This window comes from Kineosporia sp. NBRC 101677 (assembly GCF_030269265.1).
Lineage (GTDB): Bacteria > Actinomycetota > Actinomycetes > Actinomycetales > Kineosporiaceae > Kineosporia > Kineosporia rhizophila.
In genome coordinates, this window is the sequence record NZ_BSTA01000001.1 from 937,849 (window position 1) to 957,115 (window position 19,267).

The window sequence follows — 19,267 nt, forward strand, 5'->3', positions numbered from 1 at the left end:
TGGTCACCGCGGGGTGAGCAGCTGGTCGGCCGGCCCGGTCAGGACCGGGTCGTGGCTGGCCACCAGCACGGTGGTGCCTTCGGCGGCCCGCTCCCGCAGGACCTCGGCGACCAGCTGCGCCGAGGCCTCGTCGAGCTGCGAGGTGGGTTCGTCCAGCACCAGCAGCCGGGGGTCGAGGGCCAGGGCCCGAGCCAGGGCCAGCCGCTGACGTTCTCCGCCGGAGAGCGCCTCCACCCGGCGGCGGGCGAGGCCGGCCAACCCCAGCCGGCCGAGCAGGCTCAGGGCCAGGGCCGGGTCGGCGGGCAGACCCCGGGCGGCCCGGGCCAGGTCGATCTCGTCGACGCAGTCGAGGGCCGAGGAGAGGTCGACCTGCTGCAGCACCACCGCGCTGAGCCCGGATCGCAGCCGGGCCAGACCGTCCCGGTCCAGCCCGGCCAGGTTCTGCCCGGCCAGCTTCACCGTGCCGGCGTCGGGCCGCTGCAACCCCAGCGCCACCCGCAGCAGGGTGCTCTTGCCGGTACCGGAGCGCCCGGCCACCACGGCCACTTCTCCGGACCGCACGCTCAGCCGTAGTCCGGGCCCCAGGACCGGTGGCCCGCCGTCGTACCCGAAACTCACGTCCTCGAACTCGACCAGGATCCCGGCCTCGGTCTCGCGCCGGGCCGGCTGGTCCCGGACCGGCGGCACCGGGACGACGGGGGCACCGTCCCGGCTCAGCCGGACCGCGCCCTCGCTGACCTCGGCCGACCACAGGGCACCGCCCATCACCTGCTCGCGCACCGGCTGGGGCAACCGGATCCAGCCCCGGTCGTCCATCACCAGCAGTTCCCGGCCGGGACCGGGCCGGGCCGGGCCCCGGGGATCCCAGGTCTCGCTGATCCGGCCGTCCCGGATGCGGACCACCCGGTCGGCGATCTGCCCGGCCCGGCGGTCGTGGGTCACCAGCACCAGAGTGGCGCCCACCGCCCGGACCGCATCGGCGAGCAACTCGTACACCCCTTCGGCGGAGCGGACGTCGAGTTCGCCGGTGGGCTCGTCGGCCAGCACCAGCTGAGGTCGGTGGGCCACCGCGGCGCAGACGGCCACCCGCTGGCGCTGCCCACCGGAGAGCGTCTCGATCCGGCGTCCGGCCAGGTCGGCGAGGCCCAGCTCACCGAGCGCGGCCAGGCCCGCGGCCCGGGCCTTCGACCGGGCCGTACCGGCGATGCGCAGTTGGAGGGCGATGTTGTCGAGCACGTCGAACTCGGTGCGCAGCAGCCGTCGGGCGTCCTGGTCCACCTGCCCCAGCTGCCGCGAGCGCCAGCGGGCCAGGTCCCGGGCCCCGGCGGCGGCCAGATCGAGCCCGGCCACCTGGGCCTGCCCGGCCGCCAGCGCCCGATCACCGGCCAGAACCCCCATCAGCGTGGTCTTTCCGGATCCGTTCGGCCCGTGGACCACGAGCAGTTCACCCGCCGGCACACTCAGCCCCAGCCCTCGCAGGGCAGCCACCGCTCCCCCGCCGGGCAGCGGATGCAGGCAGAAGGCGTCCCGGATGTCGACGGCCCTCATCGAGGCTGCGCCTCCCGGAAAGAGGTGAGGGCCACGACCCCGGACCCGGCCAGGGCGACCGCGAAAGCGCCCAGGACCAGAGGAACGGCGAGACCGGCACCGATCACCGGAACCAGTGGCGGCTCCGGCACCGCGGCTCCGGCGGTCAGCTGGACCAGGCGGGCGGTGAGCGCGGTCAGGCCCAGCCCGGCGGCCACCCCGGCCGGGGCCGAGACCCCGAGGATCAGGACCGCCCGCCCCCACAGGGCGCGCCGGAGCACCCCGGGCCGCACCCCGCTCGCCTCCCAGGCCCGGAACCGGTCCGCATCTTCGGCCCGCTCGCTGATCACCAGTAACACCACCGCGGCCAGGGCCACCAGCAGCGTGGCCAGCGCGGCCAGGAACAGCACCCGCTGCGCCCCCTCGGCCACCGGATCGGTGCGTAGGTCACGTGCCACGTCGGAGGCCCACTGCACGTCAAGACCGGCAAATTGGCCACTCTGTAGTGCGTTTGCCGGCGGATCGGCGGATCCGTCCAGGGAGAGCCAGATTTCACCGGCCTGCCCACCTCCGGGGGCGAGCCGGGAGAAGACCGGGCTCAACGCGCCCGAGTCGGCCAGCACGAACCGGCCCGACACCGTCGGCATCCGCGGCAGGACGGCCACCACCTGAGCGGTCACCGGCTGGCCGGAGACGATGAGGGTGAGCGAGGACGACTGGGCCGCGGTGAGCGGATCGGCCGCCACCTTGATCGGGGCGGTGGCCCCCGGAGCCCCGGCCGGCGGCGGGGTCGACCAGATCGAGACGGTGCTCTGCGCCAGTTCGTAGGCGAAAGTCGCCTCCTCGCCACTGGATCCGACTTTCAGACCGTCACCCTCCCAGCCCTGCCAGGGGTGTGCAACCGGCGAACCGTCGACCGACACCGGTCCCAGATCGACCTCTCCAAAAGGAATCTCGGCGGTGGTGTCACTCTCGCCCAGCCGGTGCTGGCGGCTGGTGCTCTCTCGTTCGGTCTGGCTCAGCGACAGCGAAGCCAGCGACCATCCCCGCCCCGGCGGCAGCGCTCCCTGCAGCACGCCCGCCCGCTCAGAAAGAGGAACGCTCACTTCTCGCCCGTCGTCGGCCCGTACCCAGGCGGTAGCGACCAGAACCGGCCAGTCACGGACTTCGATGCGCAGCCCTTGCCCGGCCGGAAGAGCTTGACCAGCAGCAGTTCTCGGGGCGGCGATGGCCTTCGCCACCTGCCCCGGGGAGATGTCGCCCACCACGGTGGGCCAACGCCGGATCCGGCTCAGAGCGGCCGGATCCAGACCTATCAGCTGCACCGGCTCGGACTGGTCCAGCCCGACCCGCAACGATCCGGCCTGACGCACGACGGCCGTCGCGGTGGCTCCGGGAGCCGTTGCCGCGTAGTCGTGCTGAGCGGCGACCGACAACACCGGGCGTAGTCCCACTCCCGGCCGGATCCGGGCATCGGTAGGCACCGAGAAGGCGGCCTGGTCGAGCGCCCCTCGATCGAGCGTCGAACGGTAGGAGGCCGCGAACCCGGTAGCACCGATCGCGGCGACCAGGAGAGCCAGACAGGAGGCGGCGATCAGGGGACGGCCGGCCAGTCCGGCCAGGGCCAGCCGGGTGGCGACCGCTCGCCGGGGCAGTGCCCGCCCGCCCGCGTGCAGCACCCACGGCCAGGTGCGGGCGGCCAGCAGCGCCGCAGTGAGCAGGAGCAGCACCGGCAGGGCGACCAGCAGCGGATCTCCCCGCCGGGACGCCACCTCGGCCGACCCCCGCGAGATGATCAGCACCAGCGCAGTCAGGCCCGCCAGGGCGGCCCAGCCCACTGCCTGCCAGGACTCGCCCGGGTCTTTCACCGGCCGCAGAACCATTGAGAGAAGGACGAATCCGAGACCCAGCAGCACCGCCACACCCGGCGCGGCCGCTCCCAACGCATCCAGCGTGCCGGCCGTCACCGGCAGCCCGGCCCGGTCGAGCAGGGCCATGGCCGCGCCGGCCCCGAGAGCAAGCCCCAGTCCGGCCGCCGCGAGAACCAGGATCAGCGCTTCGGCCATCAGCACCAAGCGGATCCGGACCGGGCCCAGACCACGGCGGCGCAGGGCCTCGGCGAAGCGCAGCACGTCGGGCCGCAGTGCCGCTCCGCCGATCACCGCGGCTCCCAACAGGAGAAGACCACAGCCACCGGCCAGGAGACCGAAGCGCTGCGCGGAGGCGGACGCCCGGCCCAGTTCTCCCCGCACCTCGTTCCGCGGGATGGTGAGGGCAGTGCCCGGACGATGTCGGACCACGGCGTCGGCCACCGCGTCGGCCGTCCTGCTCCAGCCCTCGGCCCCCTGGCTGGAGATCACTCCCCGGTCGAGTTCTCCCACCCATCCCTGGGTCCGGCCGATGACCTCGAAGGAGGACAGGGCGCCGGCCTCGGGCACACCGTCGGCCAGCAGCATCGTGGTCTCGTCACCGACCTCGAAGGTGCCCGACAGCAGCAGCGGGTCGGACCGTTCGACCGTGCCGACGATCTTCAGGCCCAGGTCGGCGACCTCGGGCCGCGCGCCCGAGGTGGCCAGGACGGCCACCACCTCGCAGTGCTGGGGAGCACAACCGCGCGGCAGCCGGCCCTCGACCAGCCGGACCGCGGCCGGCAGGTCGTCGGTGGCCGCCAGCGCGAAGTCGGTGCCGGTTCCGTCGGCCAGGGCCCGGTAGATCAGTTGCCTGCGGATCGGCCCGTGGGTGAGCGCCGGCAGCTGATCGCGGGCCACCGCGTCCATCGCGTCGAGCTCGCTCCGGTCGAGGATGCCGTTGAACGAGACGATCGCGCTGCGCTGCCCGGCCGGCAGCTCCGCCAGGGCCCGCCCCAGCGTCTCGTCCGCCGTGATCCGGGTGGCGACGGCGATCAGGACCGGGATCAGGACGGCCACCGCGAGCCCGAGCACGACCGCCGCCGAACGCGCCCGGGCGGCCCGTAGCCGTCCGGCCAGCAGCGACCCGGTCACTGGGCTCATAACCGGTAAAGTTAGCATTACCGGTTACACAGGTACAGGCTCGGAGGGCAGAGGGCGATGTCGTCGTACGAGATCGACGGGGTGACCCTGCCCGAGGCCGTCGCCGGCCATCCCGCGCTCGACTTCTGCAACACGCGCGCGGGCTGGAACGCCCCGAAGCAGCGCGAGTACCTGGTAGATGCCGGGGTTCTCGCGGTCTGGACCCGGCAGGCCGGCCTGAGCGGGCAGCCGTCCGGCGCTCGGCCCGACACGGCGCCGGCCGAGGCGGTCCTGGCCCGGGCTCTCGTCTTCCGGGAGGCGCTCTACCCCGTCCTTCTCGGCCGCGGCACCCCCGACGACTGGTTGACGGTGTCCCGCGAGGCCGCCCTGGCCCAGACGCACGCCCGTCTCGTACCCCCGGCCGACGGCGAGCGCTCGGCCCGCTGGGAACGGGACACCTCCGGCCTCGAAGGTGCCCTCCGGGCGGTCGCCGCCAGCGCCGCCGACTTCCTCACCGGACCGGGGTACGGCACCGTCGGCGCCTGCCCGGGCGAAGGGTGCGGCTGGTTGTTCACCGATCCCCGCGGGCGTCGGCGCTGGTGTTCCATGGCGGTGTGCGGAAATCGGGCCAAAGCCAGGCGATACCGCAGTAGCGGACGATGACACGCGCGGGCCGTCGAGCGTCCTGAATTTAAATTTCGGTCAAGCCAGAACTAGGGGGGCCGGAAGGACTACCCCGACCCTCACCGAAACAGGTGAAGGCAGTTACTTTCCGCGGAATTCGGCCTCCGGCCCGGCCCTCTCGGGGACGCATCCTGTCGGTGAGTCCCCGTAAGGTACGGGGCGTGACGGATCCTCGCGCCCCACGGCGGGCCTTCCCCCTTCGAGGCAAGCTCAACCGTCGTCGGACCGTGACCATAGGGATCGCTCTCGGGGTCACCGCCGCGACCGCCACCGCGGTCACGCTGACCCCGATGGCCTCGGCCCTGCCCGCCGCCCTGGGGGGTGGCACCGAATACACCGCGCCGCTGGTCGGTGCCGGCAACGCCGGCGCGATCGAGGGTGAGTACCTGGTCATGCTGAAAGACCAGGCCGGTCTGCGGGCAGCCGGGGTCGACGGCGCCGGCGACCCGGCGCCGGCCTTCGTGGCCGAGGCGGTCGAGCGCGGCGAGGAGGCCGGCGCCACCGTGCAGTCGCAGTTCGACGAGCTGCGCGGCTACGCCGCCGAGCTCACCGAGGGCGAGCTGGCCGAGATCCGGGAAGACCCGGCGGTCGAGTACGTCGCGGTCAACCAGCGCTACCGGGCCACCGACACGCAGAAAGACGCGCAGTGGGGGCTGGACCGGATCGACCAGCGCAGCAGCAAGCTGAGCGGCTCGTACTTCTACACGAACACCGGCAAGGGCGTCACCGCCTACGTGGTCGACACCGGCATCCGCAGCACCCACCGCGACTTCACCACCAGCCTCTCCGGGGCCAAGGTGAGCAGCCGGGTGGTGGCCGGCCGGTCCACCCTCGACAACGACAAGAGCACCGAGGACTGCGAGGGTCACGGCACGCACGTGGCCGGCACCATCGGCGGCTCGGTCTACGGCGTGGCCAAGGAGGCCACCCTGGTGCCGGTCCGGGTGCTCGACTGCGACGGCGGCAGCACCAGCTCGATCGTCGCCGAGGGCCTCGACTGGATCGTCTCCCACCACCAGAGCGGCACGCCGGCGGTGGCCAACCTCAGCCTGACCAACGAGGGCGGGGCCGACCCGGTGGTCGAGGCGGCCGTCGAGCGGGTCATCGCCGACGGGGTCACCGTGGTGATCGCGGCGGGCAACGGCAACGCCGCCGGCGTCGGCATCCCCGCCTGCTCGGTCTCGCCCAGCGACGTGAAGGCGGCGCTGGTGGTCGGGGCCACCAACCGCAGCGACCGCCGCACCGGCTTCTCCAACTACGGCGCCTGCGTCGACCTCTACGCCCCGGGCCTGGGCATCAAGTCGGCCGGCATCGACAGCGACACGGCCAGCCTCACCCAGTCGGGCACCTCGATGGCCACCCCGCACGTCACCGGGGCGGTCGCGCTGTACCTGCAGAACAACCCCAAGGCCTCGCCCAAGCAGGTGCAGGCCGCGATCGTGCAGGCCACCAGCAAGAACGCGGTCAGCAAGGTCAGCACCAAGTGGTCGCGCAACATGCTCTTCGCCCCGCAGAAGGTCAAGGCGCCCTCCGCCACCACGGCCAAGTCGCAGGTCGCCTCCGGTGCCTCGCTGCCGGTCGGCAGCAAGATCACCAGCCCCAACGGGCTCTACACACTCACCCAGACCACGAAGGATCTGCGGCTGACCAAACCCGGCAACCGGGTGCTCTGGCGCTCGGGCAAGGCCGCGGCGTGGACCAAGATGACCAGCACCGGCAACCTGGTCTCGTACGACGCCTACGGTCAGCGGGTCTGGTCGTCGGGCACCGGCGGTGGCGCGGCCCGGCTCGAGGTCGACAACCGGGGCTTCGCCGCGATCGTCAACAACTCCGGCGGCAGCACGCTCTGGACCAGCAACAAGGCCCAGAAGTCGGCCCCGCAGCAGAACGCCAAGGGCAAGTCCACGCTGGACAAGGGGCTCGGCCTCTACCGCGGCGGGCGCACCCTGGTGTCCAAGAACGGCAAGTACAGCCTCGCCCTGCGGGCCAACGGCAACCTCACGGTGACCGAGAAGGGCAAGGGCATCGTCTGGAGCACCGGTGTGAAAGACGCCGACTGGCTCTACCTGCGCAACAGCAACCTCACCCTGGTCAACTCCGGCGGCAAGACGGTCTGGCAGTCCAAGACCGTGGGCAAGGCCGCCGACCGGCTGCGTCTGCTCGACAGCGGCAAGCTCCAACTGGTGCGCAAGAGCGACAGCAAGGTGGTCTGGACCGCCAAGTAGCCCTCGAACCCGAACGGGGGACGTCCGCGCTCGAGTCGAGCGCGACGTCCCCCGTCGGGTTCGGGGTGGCTTCGATCAGGGGACGTCCGCGCTGAAGTCGAGTGGGACGTCCCCTTGGTTTTTGGAACCGCCCCGCAGATCAGGGGACGTCGATGCTCGGGTCGAGCGGGACGTCCCCCTTTGGTTCTTGGCCGGTTGAGACCAGGAAACGTCCGCACCCAACTCGAGTGCGGACGTCCCCCATTGGTCTCTGGCCTCAGATCGTCGGGCCGGACTCCAGCTCGATCAGACCACCGTCCGGGCCCTCGAAAGTGCTCGAGCCGGCTACCGAATCGACACTCTCGCCGGGCTCGAGCCGCCGCACCATCAGGCCGTCGGCCGCCGTCGCGGCGTCGACCAGCACCCCGTCGCCGTCGTGGATCTCGCCCGCCAGCAGGGCCTTGGCCAGCTTGTCGCCGATCTCGCGCTGCACCAGCCGGCGCAGCGGCCGGGCCCCGTAGGCCGGGTCGTAGCCGGTCAGCGCCAGCCAGTCCCGGGCGGCCGCGGTGACCTGCAGGTCCAGCCGCCGGTCGGCCAGCCGCCGGCCCAGCAGGCCGATCTGCAGCTCGACGATGCTCGAGAGCTCCTCCATCCCCAGCGGGTCGAAGACCACCACGTCGTCGAGCCGGTTCAGGAACTCGGGCTTGAACGCCGTGCGCACCGAGGTGAGCACCGCATCCTTCTTGGCCTCGTCGGACAGCGTCGGGTCGACCAGGAACTGCGAGCCCAGGTTCGAGGTCATCACCAGGATGGTCGAGCGGAAGTCGACCGTGCGCCCCTGGCCGTCGGTGAGCCGGCCGTCGTCGAGAACCTGCAGCAGCACGTCGAACACGTCCGGGTGGGCCTTCTCGACCTCGTCGAACAGCACCACGCTGTACGGCCGCCGGCGCACCGCCTCGGTGAGCTGGCCGCCGGACTCGTAACCGACGTAGCCGGGAGGGGCCCCGATCAGCCGCGCCTCGCTGTGCTTCTCGGCGTACTCGCTCATGTCGATGCGGACCATCGCCCGCTCGTCGTCGAACAGGAAGTCGGCCAGGGCCTTGGCCAGCTCGGTCTTGCCCACGCCGGTGGGGCCGAGGAAGAGGAACGAGCCGGTCGGGCGGTCGGGGTCGCTGATCCCGGCCCGGGCCCGGCGCACCGCGTCGGAAACCGCTCGGACCGCGTTCTTCTGGCCGATCAGCCGGCCGCCGATGACCTCCTCCATCCGCAGCAGCTTGGCGCTCTCACCCTCCAGCAGCCGCCCGGCCGGGATCCCCGTCCAGGCCGCCACCACGTCGGCGATGTCGTCCGGGCCGACCTCGTCCTTGACCATCGGTGCCTGCTGCGCCGGGTTGTCGTCGATCACCTGCTCGGCCGCCTGGGCCTCGGCGATCTCCTTCTCGATGGTCGGGATCTCGCCGTAGAGCAGCCGCGAGGCCGCCCCCAGATCGCCCTCGCGCTGCAGCTTCTCGGCCTGGCTGCGCAGTTCGTCGACCCGCTTCATCAGGTCGCCGACCCGGTTCAGGCCGGCCTTCTCCTGCTCCCAGCGGGCGGTGAGCGCGGCCAGCTGCTCGGAACGGTCGGCCAGGTCGGCCCGCAGCTTCTCCAGCCGGGCCCGGCTGGCCGGGTCGTCCTCGCTGGCCAGGGCCATCTCTTCCATCTTGAGCCGGTCGACCTGGCGGCGCAGGGCGTCGATCTCCTCCGGGGAGGAGTCGATCTCCATGCGCAGCCGGCTGGCCGCCTCGTCGATCAGGTCGATCGCCTTGTCGGGCAGCTGCCGGCCGGGGATGTAGCGGTGCGAGAGGGTGGCCGCGGCGACCAGGGCGGCGTCGGTGATCGCCACCTTGTGGTGCGCCTCGTAGCGCTCCTTCAGGCCGCGCAGGATGCCGACCGTGTCCTCCACGCTGGGCTCGCCCACGTAGACCTGCTGGAAGCGCCGCTCCAGAGCCGCGTCCTTCTCGATGTTCTCGCGGTACTCGTCGAGCGTGGTGGCACCGACCAGGCGCAGCTCACCCCGGGCGAGCATGGGCTTGAGCATGTTGCCCGCGTCCATCGAGCCGTCGCTGCTGCCGCCCGCGCCGACCACGGTGTGCAGCTCGTCGATGAAGGTGACGACCTCGCCCTCGGAGGACTTGATCTCCTCCAGCACGGCCTTCAGCCGCTCCTCGAACTCCCCGCGGTACTTCGCCCCGGCCACCATCGCGGCCAGGTCGAGGCTGATCAGCCGCTTGCCGCGCAGGCTCTCGGGCACGTCACCGGCCACGATGCGCTGGGCCAGGCCCTCGACCACGGCGGTCTTGCCCACGCCGGGCTCACCGATCAGCACCGGGTTGTTCTTGGTGCGCCGGCTCAGGACCTGGACCACGCGGCGGATCTCGGCGTCGCGGCCGATCACCGGGTCGAGCCGGCCGTCGCGGGCGGCGGCGGTCAGGTCGACGCCGTACTTCTCCAGCGACTTGTAGGTGCCCTCGGGGTCGGGGCTGGTGACCTTGGCGTTGCCGCGCACCTTGGGCAGCGCCTTCACCAGCTTCTCGGAGGTGAGGCCGGAGCTCTTCAGCACCGTGTCGGTGGAGGCCAGGCCGATCAGCAGGTGCTCGGTGGAGACGTACTCGTCGCCCAGCTCCCGGGCCACGTCACCGGCCGCCGACATCGCCTGGTAGGTGGCCCGGCCCAGGCTGGGCGTGCTGACCGAGGAACCGCTGGCCCGGGGCAGAGCCTCGAGCGCGGTGGCGTTGGCGCGGCGCAGGGCCTGCGGGTCGGCGCCGACCGCCTGCAACAGCGCCGGGGCCACCCCGTCGGGCTGCTCCAGCAGGGCGCCCAGCAGGTGTGCGGGCTCGACCTGCGGCGCACCGTCGGTGGCGGCCCGCCGGACGGCGGAGGCCATTGCCTCCTGGCTGCGGGTGGTGAGCTTCAGATCCATGGTTTTCGGTTTCCCTCCGCTTCGGCCGGGATCGGATGCCGCTGTGGACAACGCCGACAGAGTTGAGTCTGTTCCGCTCAACCCAGGGTATACGCACCGGCGGAGGGACCAAACGCAGAGGGCCGCCGATCCCCTGGGGAATCGGCGGCCCGGAGGCGAACCTGATCAGCTGAGCTTGACCTCGCTGGTGGTGGCCCGCACGGTGACCCCGTCCTCGCCCACCTTGACGTCCCGCGCGGTGAAGCCGAAGGGGAGCTCGGGCAGGTGGTAGGAGCCGCTCAGCAGCTGCTCGACCTGGGGGCGCAGCTCGGCCGGCACGTCGGTGAGCGAGTCCTGGGTGAGCTCCAGCAGCAGCGCGCCGTCCTCGATCCGGACCGTCGCCGCCCCGGTGATCTGGGTGCTGGCCAGTGCGTTCTCGAAGGTGCCGGTGATTGCCAGGGCGCCGGCCTGACCCTGGGTGAACTCCACGTCCAGGCTGTCGTCGGGCAGCCGCTCGGCCACCACCTGGTCGATCGAGGCGAAGCCGACGGTGGCCTCGGCCACGGCCGAGTCGACCGGCACGTCGCTCAGGCGGTGGCTGAGCAGGTCGCCGAAGCTGGCCGAGATGCCCCGCATCTCCACGTCGAGCTCGTCGACGGTCAGCCCGTCCTGCACCGTGAGGTCGTCGACCTTGGCGTTGACCTGCTTGTACTTGCCGCCGATGGCCTGGGTGAGCAACGGGAAGCCGTGCACCTCGACCTCGGGCCGCTCGGCCAGGCCCGCCGTGCTCTGCACCCGGTCGGCGACCACGCGTTTCGCGGCCCACCAGGTCACCCGGTCGACGATGACGAGCAGCACCAGCAGCACGAGGACGACCCCGACGAGCCGACGGATGATCACGACCAAACCTTTCGCAAGGGCACCAGGACGGACGCCTCCGGCGCACCGCCGGGTAACCGTGACATACCCGGACCGGCAAGTGACAGTCGGGGCCACTGGTCGGTATGAGATCGCGATCGGGGTGCAACGGCCACTTGACGGCGGGAATGCGCCGAAAGTGCGGATTGGGGGCGGAGCCTGGGCGGCGCGCACGGTGTCGCGCCACCCAGGCCCCGCAGTCGTGGGACTCATGCGGAGCGGTGACTCACGCAGAGTGGCCTGACGGACGACTGAACGTTGGGGGCGGATTCTCACGGATCGTGCTCGACCCGGAGAATCTCGCAGGTCAAAACTCTCAGAATGCATATTCCGACGTCAAGGTGTAATGGGGTCATATCGACGCGATCGCAGAACAGAATGACGGAGTGTGAGCGGATTCGTCGCCCGAGCGGGATCCTCGTGACTACGCAACAATGACCGCCACCAATCGGACACCAGCAACGGAGAGCGGGGACCTGATGGCAGGCGACCTGAGGACGGTCGAGCGCTTCGCGGTCAACCAGAAGATCACGATGATGGTCAACCGGTACGAGATCCGCGAGCTGCTGCCCGACGGCAGCACCGGTGGCCTGCTCGCCTTCGCCCAGCAGAAGCGCCTGGCCTTCAAGGAGGAGGTCACCTTCTACACCGACGAGCAGCGCACCCAGCCGGTGTTCAGCTTCAAGGCCCGGCAGCGGATGGACCTGGGCGCCACCTACGACGTGCTGGACGCGGCCGGCCAGCCGATCGGCTGGTTCCGCAAGGACTTCGGCAAGTCGCTGCTGCGCAGCACCTGGCACATGGGCTTCGCCAACAGCCCGGTCGAGCTGTTCGGGCAGGAGCGGAACAAGAACGTGGCGATCGCCCGGCGGGTCTGGGAGTTCGTGCCGTTCCTGAACGACCTGCCCTCGCCGTTCGTGTTCCACTTCGACTTCACCGACCCGGACGGCACGATCCTGCTCTCCTCGCAGCGCAAGCGCGCCCTGCGCGACCGCTACGAGGTCGACGTGCCGGGCGCCCGTCTGGACGGCCGGCTGGCTGCGGCGATGGCGGTGGCGCTGGACGCGCTGCAGTCGCGCTGATCCGACGCTCCCCCAGGGCCCGCCCCGGCCTCAGCGCAGGTAGTCGCGCGAGGCCGGGCGGGTCACCAGGACCAGGATCACGATCGGGATGATGATCGAGGTGAACCCGCGCGGGTCACCCTGCCCGGCGTTCCCCAGACCCATGAAGATCCAGACCCCGCCGACCACGAGCGTCCACAAGTAGTGCTTGCGACCGCCCCGGGGCAGGCCGCGGGCCAGGACCAGCGCGGCGACACCGGGCCAGACCGACCAGGTGACCTGGCCGAGCACCTCGGCGTCGGCCCCGAGCACGGCGATCACCGCGATCGCGGAGACCACGCTGATCACCCCGCCGATCACCAGCAGGATGCGGGCGGCCTTCAACGGGCGCGGCATCTCGGGCCGCACCGACGGTGCACCGTAGGCGTTCATCCGAAAACCTTTCTACTGGTAGGGCTGAGGAGCCGGGCGGCGCCGGGCGGGCAGGAACCAGACCGCAGCCGCCACGCAGACCAGAACGGCAAGCCACTGCAGTACTCGGCCGGTGATCGTGCCGGTGGTCACGTCGCGGTCGGCCCAGAGCCAGATCGACAGGGCCAGCAGCACCAGCGGAACCGGCACGACCGCGAGAAGGTAGCTGCCCAGCGAGGTTCCACCGCGCGAGCGCCGGAACAGCAGTGCCGGCGCGCCCACCACCACCGCGTACGTGACCAGGGCGGACAGGGTGGCCACCCAGTCGGGCCGGGCGTCGCGGGCGGTCAGCGCGTAGAACACCCCACTCACCACCAGGTAGAGAATGCCGGCGATCACCCAGGTGCGTAGCACCGAACCCATTGCTCTGCTCATGCTTTCGTTCTCCTGACCGGGCGCCGTCACTGACATTCGGAGTACTGCAGCAGAGGACGTGAACCGTCGGTGCGGGGTGCCCCCAGGTACCGGGCGTCGACCGTCTGGCTGCTGCTGTTCTCCGTGCTGATCTTGGCCCCGAACTTCCAGCCCACGTTGATCTCGGCGCCGAACTCCTCGATGTCCTTCACCCCCTCGTACTGCACCTGGGACGAGGTGGCCTTGTCGTACATGAGTTGACCGAAGACGTCGCCCTCGGCGGCCTCCCGGTCGGGGACGAGCGAGTCGTAGGTGAGCCCGAACGGGGAGCCGAACTGCTCGTTGTTGCCGCGGAGCCAGGCCTGGGCGGTCGCCCGGTCGGCGTCGTTGTCGAGCTTCAGGGTGGTGGTGGTGACCGTGGCCGTGGTGAACGCCGAACCGTCCTTGCCGGTCGCCTCGCCGTCCTTGCCCGCACCCTTGCCGGTGACGTTGGCCTGCAGCGAGCCTTCCCGGGTGCTCACGAACGACAGCTCGGTCAGCTTCCCGTCCTTGTCCCGGGTGACCTTGAAGGCGCCGGTCGACTTGCCGGCAGCCTCGCCCCCGACCAGGATCGCGCTGCCCTCGACCTTGCCCTCCCCGGCGAGCTGGTAGGTCCAGCTGACGTCCCCGTTGGTCTTGGTCTCCTGGGTGACCTCGTACTCCCCCTTGAGGGCGAGCAGGCCGCCGACGTTGGGGTCGAACTCCTCCGGCCCGGCCTCCTCCGCCGACCCCTCGTCGGTGGCGTTGCTGTTGTTGCTGTTGTTGCTGTTCCCCGGCGCGGCCGCCTCCTGGAGGGTGACCTGCAGGCCGGCCTGGACGCCCGCGTCACCACTGACCTTGGTGACCTTGGTGGTCGGGACCGGCACCTCGGGATAGCCGACCGCCCGGTTCCAGAGAATGATGAAGAGGCTGTCGGGGGCGTTCTCCATGCTCTTCATCGAGGAGTACTCCTCGATGTCGGCCTGGAACTTGTCGGCCTCCTCGGCGGAGCTGAACTCCCAGGTGTCGCCGTAACCGACCTTGACCGTGCCCGAGCCCTCGACCTCGAGTTCGCCCACCTCGGTGCCGATCTTGCCGATGTCGAAGGTCTTGCCGTTCGGCCCGCCGGCCACCCCGACCGACTGACTGCCCACCGCGGTGAGCTGCACCTTGCCGTCGGCCATCTCCTGCCGCTGGAAGCCCAGCTCCTGGCCGATCCGGACGAACCCGATGTTGATCTCGCTGCCGTACTTCTCGCTCTGGTCGCGCACCCGGCACTCGGTCGGCTTGAAGCCGGCGTCGGTGGCCGTGGGCGCACTCGAACCGCAGTTGCCCAGGCCGAGAGTCAGCACCTGGCAGATCGCCCGGGTGACGGAGGAGACGAACTGCTGGGGCGCCAGGGCCACCACCACGGCCAGGATCAGGACCGCGGCGGCGACGGTCAGCCCGACCTGTTCCACGGTCGCGGCCCCGGTTTCGGAGCCGGCGGCGCGCATCTGCCGGCGCCGGGCGGTCACAAGTCGTCTCACGCAACGACGTTAACCAGGGCGGACTAGGTCTCCGGGCCCAACTTCTTTCAGGACAAGGGTTTCGTCCTTCGGGGCGGTCGGAGTCCGGCGGCCCGCTCGGCCTCCAGCTCGAGCCGGCGCTGATGCCTGCGCTCGTCCTCGGCCGCCCGGTACCCTTCGGGATCTTCCGCGAGGAATCGCACTGCGGCCGCGAACTTCTCGTACCGATCGGCCAGATCCTGCATCGGGTGCAGCCACGTCCCGTCGCTCTGCCTCAGATCGGCCCCGTGCAGATCGGCCAGGCCGTAGTCGGCCAGCGGGTCGTCGACGAGTTCCTCACCCTCCAGCCACTGGGCCGCGAGAGCATGTACCTCTTCCCGGGTACGCACGCCGTTGCACAGGTCTGCCCACCAGCCCCGCACGGTCTCCGCGTCGGGCATCGCCGCTTGCTCGCTCATCCCCACACTCTGGCGGTCATTCGTAGAACTCTCCACTGGCGATCCGCTTCTCGATGGTGCGGTTCGACATACTGCGGATGTTGGTGATGGTGTGTCCCGGATTGTCACGCGAGAAGACCACGAAGGAACTGGTGCCGTCGCCGTTGTCGACGAACCGGACCTCCCGCTCGTCCCCGCCGACGTTCTGCCGGTACGACTCCCCCTCGGTCAGGACCTCGTCGATCTCCTGCTGCGACAACCGCTTGGGGTCGGCCTTGCGCAGTTCGTCGTGCACGTCGCGAGGCGCGATCGAGGTCTCCTCGGCCCGATCCGCGGCCTCGTCCGCCTCCTGGTACTTCTGGTACGCCTCGTCCTGCTCGGCGTCGGCCTTGCTCTGCTGCTCACGCTCGTACTGCGCCCAGGCGTCATCCATCTCCTCCTCGGTGCAGTCCTTGGCCGCGTGCAGCACGAGCACCGCTGACGGAACCCGGCCACCCCCACCGAAGGCCAGCACCGAGCCCGCCGGACCGCCGGGGTCGGCCCCCGGCAGTCGCAGCGCCACCGCGCAGACCCCGCCCAGGGCCTCGTCCTTCGCGTCGTCGGCGCGTTTACGGGCTTCCTCAGCCGCCTTCTCCACCGCCGCCAGGTCACCGGCATCACCGGCCTTCTCGGCCGCGGTGGCGAATTCTGCCGCTTCGTCGGACAGCCGGGCCAGCTTGCCCAGGTCGGCCGCGCTCTCGGCGACCTTGCCCGCCTTCCCGAGTTTGCCCAGCACGCCTGCGGCCCGGCCGGCGTCCACTCCCGGGATGAACCAGGAGCCGACGTTCCAGACGGTGCGCCCGACCGAACCGCCGTAGTCCTCGCGGTCCCACATCTGCGACGACTCCTCGTCCCAGACCAGCGAGAGCGCGGCGTCTCCGGGGTGGTCCCAGGCGTACTCACCCGCATCCACCAGCGAACCCGGATCCGTCACCAGGTCCCAGATGCCCACCACATCGTCGACCGCACCCTTGCCCACGTTGAACAGCCCGCTACCGGTCTGCTTGGTGGCGTTCCAGGTACAGCCCCAGAAACCCGAGCAGTCCCAGTCGCCGCCGTCCTCCTGCTCCTGCTCCTGCTCCGGCTGCTCCGGCTGCTCCGTCACGGGAGCCGGAACACCCTCACCGCAGGAGGTACCCGGGACCACGGCACAGATCGCCGACTTCAGCCCACTGACCAGCTGACCACCGGCCCCGGTCGCCGCCAGCACGGCCAGCACGGCACCGAGCACGATCGTGGTGGCGACCACCATCGCCACGTACTCGGTCGTGGCCTGCCCGGCTTCTCGTCCACGCCTGCCCGGACCCGGCGTACGCACCATGCCGACGACGCTAGTGGCGCAGAACTAGGCCCCAGGGCCCAACATCAGGAGATCAGGCGTGGTTCGAGGTCGTCGAAGAGGTCGTCCAGATCCGTTTTCAGAGACGGCTTCCCGTCATCACCGGTGATCTCGAACTGCAGTTCGAGGTCACCGCAGAGCACCTCGGCCGTTCCCGGCTCGTCCGGCTCGTCCGGCTGATCCGGCTCGTCCGGTTCGGCGAGACGGCAGACTCCGAGCCGGATCCCGAGCTCGGCGGTGGCCGACGACTGGGCCCGGTCACCGGTGGAGGCGGGTTGCCGATGCCGGACCTGGGCCCAGATCCGGCCGGAGGCGCGGGTGTACTGGTATCCGACGAGATCGGCACCGTTGCGGTCGGCGTACTCACCGGCCTGCTCACGCCCGAACCCCCCGGTCAGGGAGTCCAGCACGCCAGGCAGGTCCTCCACTGTGCGGGCCTGGTCCACTGCGTCCAGAACTGCTGAGGCCAGGTCGTTCTGGATCTGCTCGGCCGCCGCCAGCGCGGCCGCGTCGGCCGCGGCCCGCGAGCTCGCCTTCTGGTCGGTGGCCTCGCCCAGCGGCAGGAAGTAGCTCACTGCCAGGAAGAGCAGACCCACCATGACCACCGTGACCAGGCCGATCGTCAGCTGGCCGGAGTCGTCCGGGCGCCGCCCGCCGGCTGCAGTCCTCATCTGGTCACCGGGGCGCTCAGGGCCTCGAAACCAGGCATCGAGAACTTCACCTCGGTCACCGCCTCGGGCAACGCCGGGTAGAGGATGCTCAGCTCCACCGGCTCGGCGCCGGTCGAGGCCGGCAGGTAGGCACAGGCGCAGTCCAGGGTGTCGTTCTCGGCCTGCGACCACAGCCCGGCGGTCAGGCGGAGGTCGGCCGACTCGGCGGTGAGCTCGAAACCGCGGACATCGGCACTGGAGACCTTGATGTACGGCGTGAAGAGCGGAACCGCAGGGCTGTCGGTGCTCAGCGAGATGCGCACGTGCGTGGAGTCGGGACCGGCCTCGACGGCCAGGATCCGCAGAGTTGCGGGCACATCCTTCACGTCACCGGGCGACGCGTCGTTGCGGGCGTAGATCGTGCCCTGCGCAGATGCCACCGCCTCGGCCGTGGCCGGCTGCCCGCTCAGGTACTTCTGCGCGAGCTCGCTGACCGTTGGACCGCCCGAAGTCTTCGGAGAGTCACTCTGCGCCTGGGGATCCCCGGAGTCGCGCGCCCACCAGAAGACCCCCACGGCGACCAGTACCGCAACCAGCAGGAGGCCGGCCAGGAGCCGGGTCCGGCCACGGGTGGCAGACATGCTCATTTCCCTTCACCCGAACCGATGACCACACTCACCCGACGGTTCCGCCTGCGTCCTTCGTCGGTGGCATTGCTGTCCACCGGGTCGGCCTCGCCCACGCCGGAGACGTCGTACGTGACGCCGGAAATCGTGATCAGCGGTTTCAGGGCCTCGGCAACCGCCTGGGCGCGGCGCTGCGACAGGTCCAGGTTGTGCGGGTCGCTGCCGGTGCTGTCGGTGTGTCCCACGACCCGGACCTGCCCGCCCTTCGCCGAGGCGTTCACCTCGTCGGCGGCCTTCTGCAGGGCCTGGCCGGCGTCCGGCCCCAGTTCGGCCGAGTCGACCGCGAACAGCACGTCGGCGGCGAGGTCGACCGAGGTGGTGTCCGCCTCCGAGCGCTCTGTCACGGTCTCCTCGAGGTCGGAGGTCTCCACCGTCATCGGGACCACCGACTTCTCCGGTTCCAGCGAGGCGGCCGCCGCGGCCTGGTCGATCTGCGGCCAGCCCTCACCGGTACGGATCGGGCCCTCCTGCGCGACGGCGGGTTCCAGGACTCCGTCCTCGACCGGCACGTCGTGGACCACGTCGGCGTTGCCGAACAGGATGTCCACCTGCTCCAGGTCGTCCGGCAGTTCCGGCATCACCGCGTAGAAGGTGTAGAAGGTGCCGCCCGGCTGCCCGGACGGCCAGGCCGCCTCCGGCGAGACCAGCATCTGCTCGGTACCGTTCGCGTCCTGACCGTGCAGCGGAAGGTACACGCGGCGGTTCGCGAAGTCGGCCAGGCGCACCTTGCCGACCGTCGTGTAGGGGGAGACCAGCCGGTCGACCGCGATGCGGTTGAAATAGCCCCACGAGGCGGAGGTCTCACCGCTGGGGATGCCGCCGGAGAAGTAGACCACCGAGGCACCCGGGATGCGCCGGACCCCGTGCACCAGCACGGTGGCCCGCACCCCGTCGGCCTCCCGGTCCGCAGTCAGCGTGGTCGTTCCCAGCACCGGAACCTGGGGGCTGGTGGCGGCCTTCGCCGCGGGGGCCGCGAACAGGCCGGCGACCAGAGGCAGGAGGGCCGCGACGAGCACCCCGCTACGCCTTCGCCCGCTGGGACCTGGCTTCTGCTCGACCATCATCTCCACCCTTCCGACGGTTCCGGTGCCCGGTGACATGCCGATGCGGGCGAAGGACCCGAAGTCCTTCGCCCGCACCGTGGATCAGGGATCAGCCCTGGTTCAGCACGCTCTTGATCTTGTCGCCGACCGTGGTGTCGATACCGGCCGCCTTGATCGCGGTGGCCACGGCGAGCACCACCACCACAGCGGCGATCACCATGCCGACGTACTCGATCGTGCCCTGACCGCGGTCGCGCGCCCCCTCGATGCGCTTCGCGGCCCAAATCTGCATGGAGACAAGCTTCCTGGTCATGCGATGCTCCTTCGTGCCGGGCCCCGCCCGACGCTCCCGTCCCGGGAGGTCCTGTTCTCCGGGAACTTTCGACATCGCCAACGCTAT

The 19,267-nt window shown here is 70.9% G+C and carries 16 protein-coding genes; 3 read left to right on the forward strand and 13 right to left on the reverse strand.

The annotated features are described in order from the left end of the window. Positions 1-3 precede the first annotated feature (3 nt). Entirely contained in the window at positions 4-1,548 is a 1,545-nt protein-coding gene (locus QSK18_RS04265) for an ATP-binding cassette domain-containing protein (RefSeq protein ID WP_285616607.1), read from the reverse strand. Next, positions 1,545-4,538: a hypothetical protein gene (locus QSK18_RS04270; RefSeq protein ID WP_285616608.1), complete on the reverse strand. Its 2,994-nt coding sequence runs from the start codon at positions 4,536-4,538 to the stop codon at positions 1,545-1,547. The genes QSK18_RS04265 and QSK18_RS04270 overlap by 4 nt, the downstream gene beginning before the upstream one ends. A gap of 57 nt (positions 4,539-4,595) precedes the next feature. Between QSK18_RS04270 and QSK18_RS04275 the strand changes: the two genes are divergently transcribed. Together QSK18_RS04275 and QSK18_RS04280 are read left to right on the forward strand one after the other, a co-directional pair. After that, positions 4,596-5,180 carry a CGNR zinc finger domain-containing protein gene (locus QSK18_RS04275; RefSeq protein WP_232808598.1) on the forward strand — a complete coding sequence of 195 codons (585 nt, stop codon included), beginning with the start codon at positions 4,596-4,598 and terminating at the stop codon, positions 5,178-5,180. Positions 5,181-5,428: 248 nt separating this feature from the next. Beyond that, the gene (locus QSK18_RS04280; RefSeq protein WP_285616609.1) at positions 5,429-7,426 is read left to right on the forward strand and encodes a S8 family serine peptidase; all 1,998 of its coding nucleotides are present in this window, start codon (positions 5,429-5,431) and stop codon (positions 7,424-7,426) included. 256 nt (positions 7,427-7,682) lie between these two features. Here the strand turns inward: QSK18_RS04280 and clpB are convergent, their stop codons facing one another. Both clpB and QSK18_RS04290 read right to left on the reverse strand, forming a co-directional pair. Next, a complete protein-coding gene (gene clpB, locus QSK18_RS04285; RefSeq protein WP_285616610.1) occupies positions 7,683-10,364 on the reverse strand; it encodes an ATP-dependent chaperone ClpB in 2,682 nt (893 codons plus the stop codon). A gap of 165 nt (positions 10,365-10,529) precedes the next feature. Further along, the gene (locus QSK18_RS04290; RefSeq protein WP_232808601.1) at positions 10,530-11,243 is read right to left on the reverse strand and encodes an LmeA family phospholipid-binding protein; all 714 of its coding nucleotides are present in this window, start codon (positions 11,241-11,243) and stop codon (positions 10,530-10,532) included. Positions 11,244-11,740: 497 nt separating this feature from the next. Between QSK18_RS04290 and QSK18_RS04295 the strand changes: the two genes are divergently transcribed. Continuing rightward, entirely contained in the window at positions 11,741-12,343 is a 603-nt protein-coding gene (locus QSK18_RS04295) for an LURP-one-related family protein (RefSeq protein WP_285616611.1), read from the forward strand. 30 nt (positions 12,344-12,373) lie between these two features. Here QSK18_RS04295 and QSK18_RS04300 read toward each other — a convergent pair whose 3' ends face one another. From QSK18_RS04300 to QSK18_RS04340, 9 genes are all read right to left on the reverse strand, one after another. After that, entirely contained in the window at positions 12,374-12,754 is a 381-nt protein-coding gene (locus QSK18_RS04300) for a hypothetical protein (RefSeq protein WP_232808603.1), read from the reverse strand. A 12-nt stretch (positions 12,755-12,766) separates the two neighbouring features. Beyond that, on the reverse strand, positions 12,767-13,168 hold the full coding sequence (locus QSK18_RS04305; protein WP_232808604.1) for a hypothetical protein: 402 nt from the start codon (positions 13,166-13,168) through the stop codon (positions 12,767-12,769). Between the two features lie 26 nt (positions 13,169-13,194). Then, positions 13,195-14,694 (reverse strand): hypothetical protein, encoded by a 1,500-nt coding sequence (locus QSK18_RS04310; protein WP_232808605.1) that lies wholly within the window; start codon positions 14,692-14,694, stop codon positions 13,195-13,197. A gap of 47 nt (positions 14,695-14,741) precedes the next feature. Further along, positions 14,742-15,131, reverse strand: a complete 390-nt coding sequence (locus tag QSK18_RS04315; RefSeq protein ID WP_285616612.1) for a YxzC family protein — start codon at positions 15,129-15,131, stop codon at positions 14,742-14,744. Between the two features lie 16 nt (positions 15,132-15,147). Beyond that, complete coding sequence (locus tag QSK18_RS04320) at positions 15,148-16,470, reverse strand: hypothetical protein (RefSeq protein ID WP_285616613.1); 1,323 nt, start codon at positions 16,468-16,470, stop codon at positions 15,148-15,150. A gap of 44 nt (positions 16,471-16,514) precedes the next feature. Then, a complete protein-coding gene (locus QSK18_RS04325; RefSeq protein ID WP_285616614.1) occupies positions 16,515-17,159 on the reverse strand; it encodes a hypothetical protein in 645 nt (214 codons plus the stop codon). Continuing rightward, a complete protein-coding gene (locus QSK18_RS04330; protein WP_232808608.1) occupies positions 17,156-17,779 on the reverse strand; it encodes a hypothetical protein in 624 nt (207 codons plus the stop codon). The genes QSK18_RS04325 and QSK18_RS04330 overlap by 4 nt, the downstream gene beginning before the upstream one ends. Positions 17,780-17,781: 2 nt before the next feature. Beyond that, on the reverse strand, positions 17,782-18,885 hold the full coding sequence (locus QSK18_RS04335; RefSeq protein WP_232808609.1) for an OmpA family protein: 1,104 nt from the start codon (positions 18,883-18,885) through the stop codon (positions 17,782-17,784). A 91-nt stretch (positions 18,886-18,976) separates the two neighbouring features. After that, complete coding sequence (locus QSK18_RS04340) at positions 18,977-19,180, reverse strand: hypothetical protein (RefSeq protein WP_232808610.1); 204 nt, start codon at positions 19,178-19,180, stop codon at positions 18,977-18,979. Between the last annotated feature and the right edge of the window lie 87 nt (positions 19,181-19,267).

Bases quoted from the DNA above. Each gene is read 5' to 3' on its own strand.
- QSK18_RS04265 (WP_285616607.1), bottom strand. From the start codon at position 1,548: ATGAGGGCCGTCGACATCCGGGACGCCTTCTGCCTGCATCCGCTGCCC.
- QSK18_RS04270 (WP_285616608.1), bottom strand. From the start codon at position 4,538: ATGAGCCCAGTGACCGGGTCGCTGCTGGCCGGACGGCTACGGGCCGCC.
- QSK18_RS04275 (WP_232808598.1), top strand. From the start codon at position 4,596: ATGTCGTCGTACGAGATCGACGGGGTGACCCTGCCCGAGGCCGTCGCC.
- clpB (WP_285616610.1), bottom strand. From the start codon at position 10,364: ATGGATCTGAAGCTCACCACCCGCAGCCAGGAGGCAATGGCCTCCGCC.
- QSK18_RS04295 (WP_285616611.1), top strand. From the start codon at position 11,741: ATGGCAGGCGACCTGAGGACGGTCGAGCGCTTCGCGGTCAACCAGAAG.
- QSK18_RS04300 (WP_232808603.1), bottom strand. From the start codon at position 12,754: ATGAACGCCTACGGTGCACCGTCGGTGCGGCCCGAGATGCCGCGCCCG.
- QSK18_RS04305 (WP_232808604.1), bottom strand. From the start codon at position 13,168: ATGAGCAGAGCAATGGGTTCGGTGCTACGCACCTGGGTGATCGCCGGC.
- QSK18_RS04315 (WP_285616612.1), bottom strand. From the start codon at position 15,131: ATGAGCGAGCAAGCGGCGATGCCCGACGCGGAGACCGTGCGGGGCTGG.
- QSK18_RS04320 (WP_285616613.1), bottom strand. From the start codon at position 16,470: ATGGTGCGTACGCCGGGTCCGGGCAGGCGTGGACGAGAAGCCGGGCAG.
- QSK18_RS04325 (WP_285616614.1), bottom strand. From the start codon at position 17,159: ATGAGGACTGCAGCCGGCGGGCGGCGCCCGGACGACTCCGGCCAGCTG.
- QSK18_RS04330 (WP_232808608.1), bottom strand. From the start codon at position 17,779: ATGTCTGCCACCCGTGGCCGGACCCGGCTCCTGGCCGGCCTCCTGCTG.
- QSK18_RS04335 (WP_232808609.1), bottom strand. From the start codon at position 18,885: ATGGTCGAGCAGAAGCCAGGTCCCAGCGGGCGAAGGCGTAGCGGGGTG.
- QSK18_RS04340 (WP_232808610.1), bottom strand. From the start codon at position 19,180: ATGACCAGGAAGCTTGTCTCCATGCAGATTTGGGCCGCGAAGCGCATC.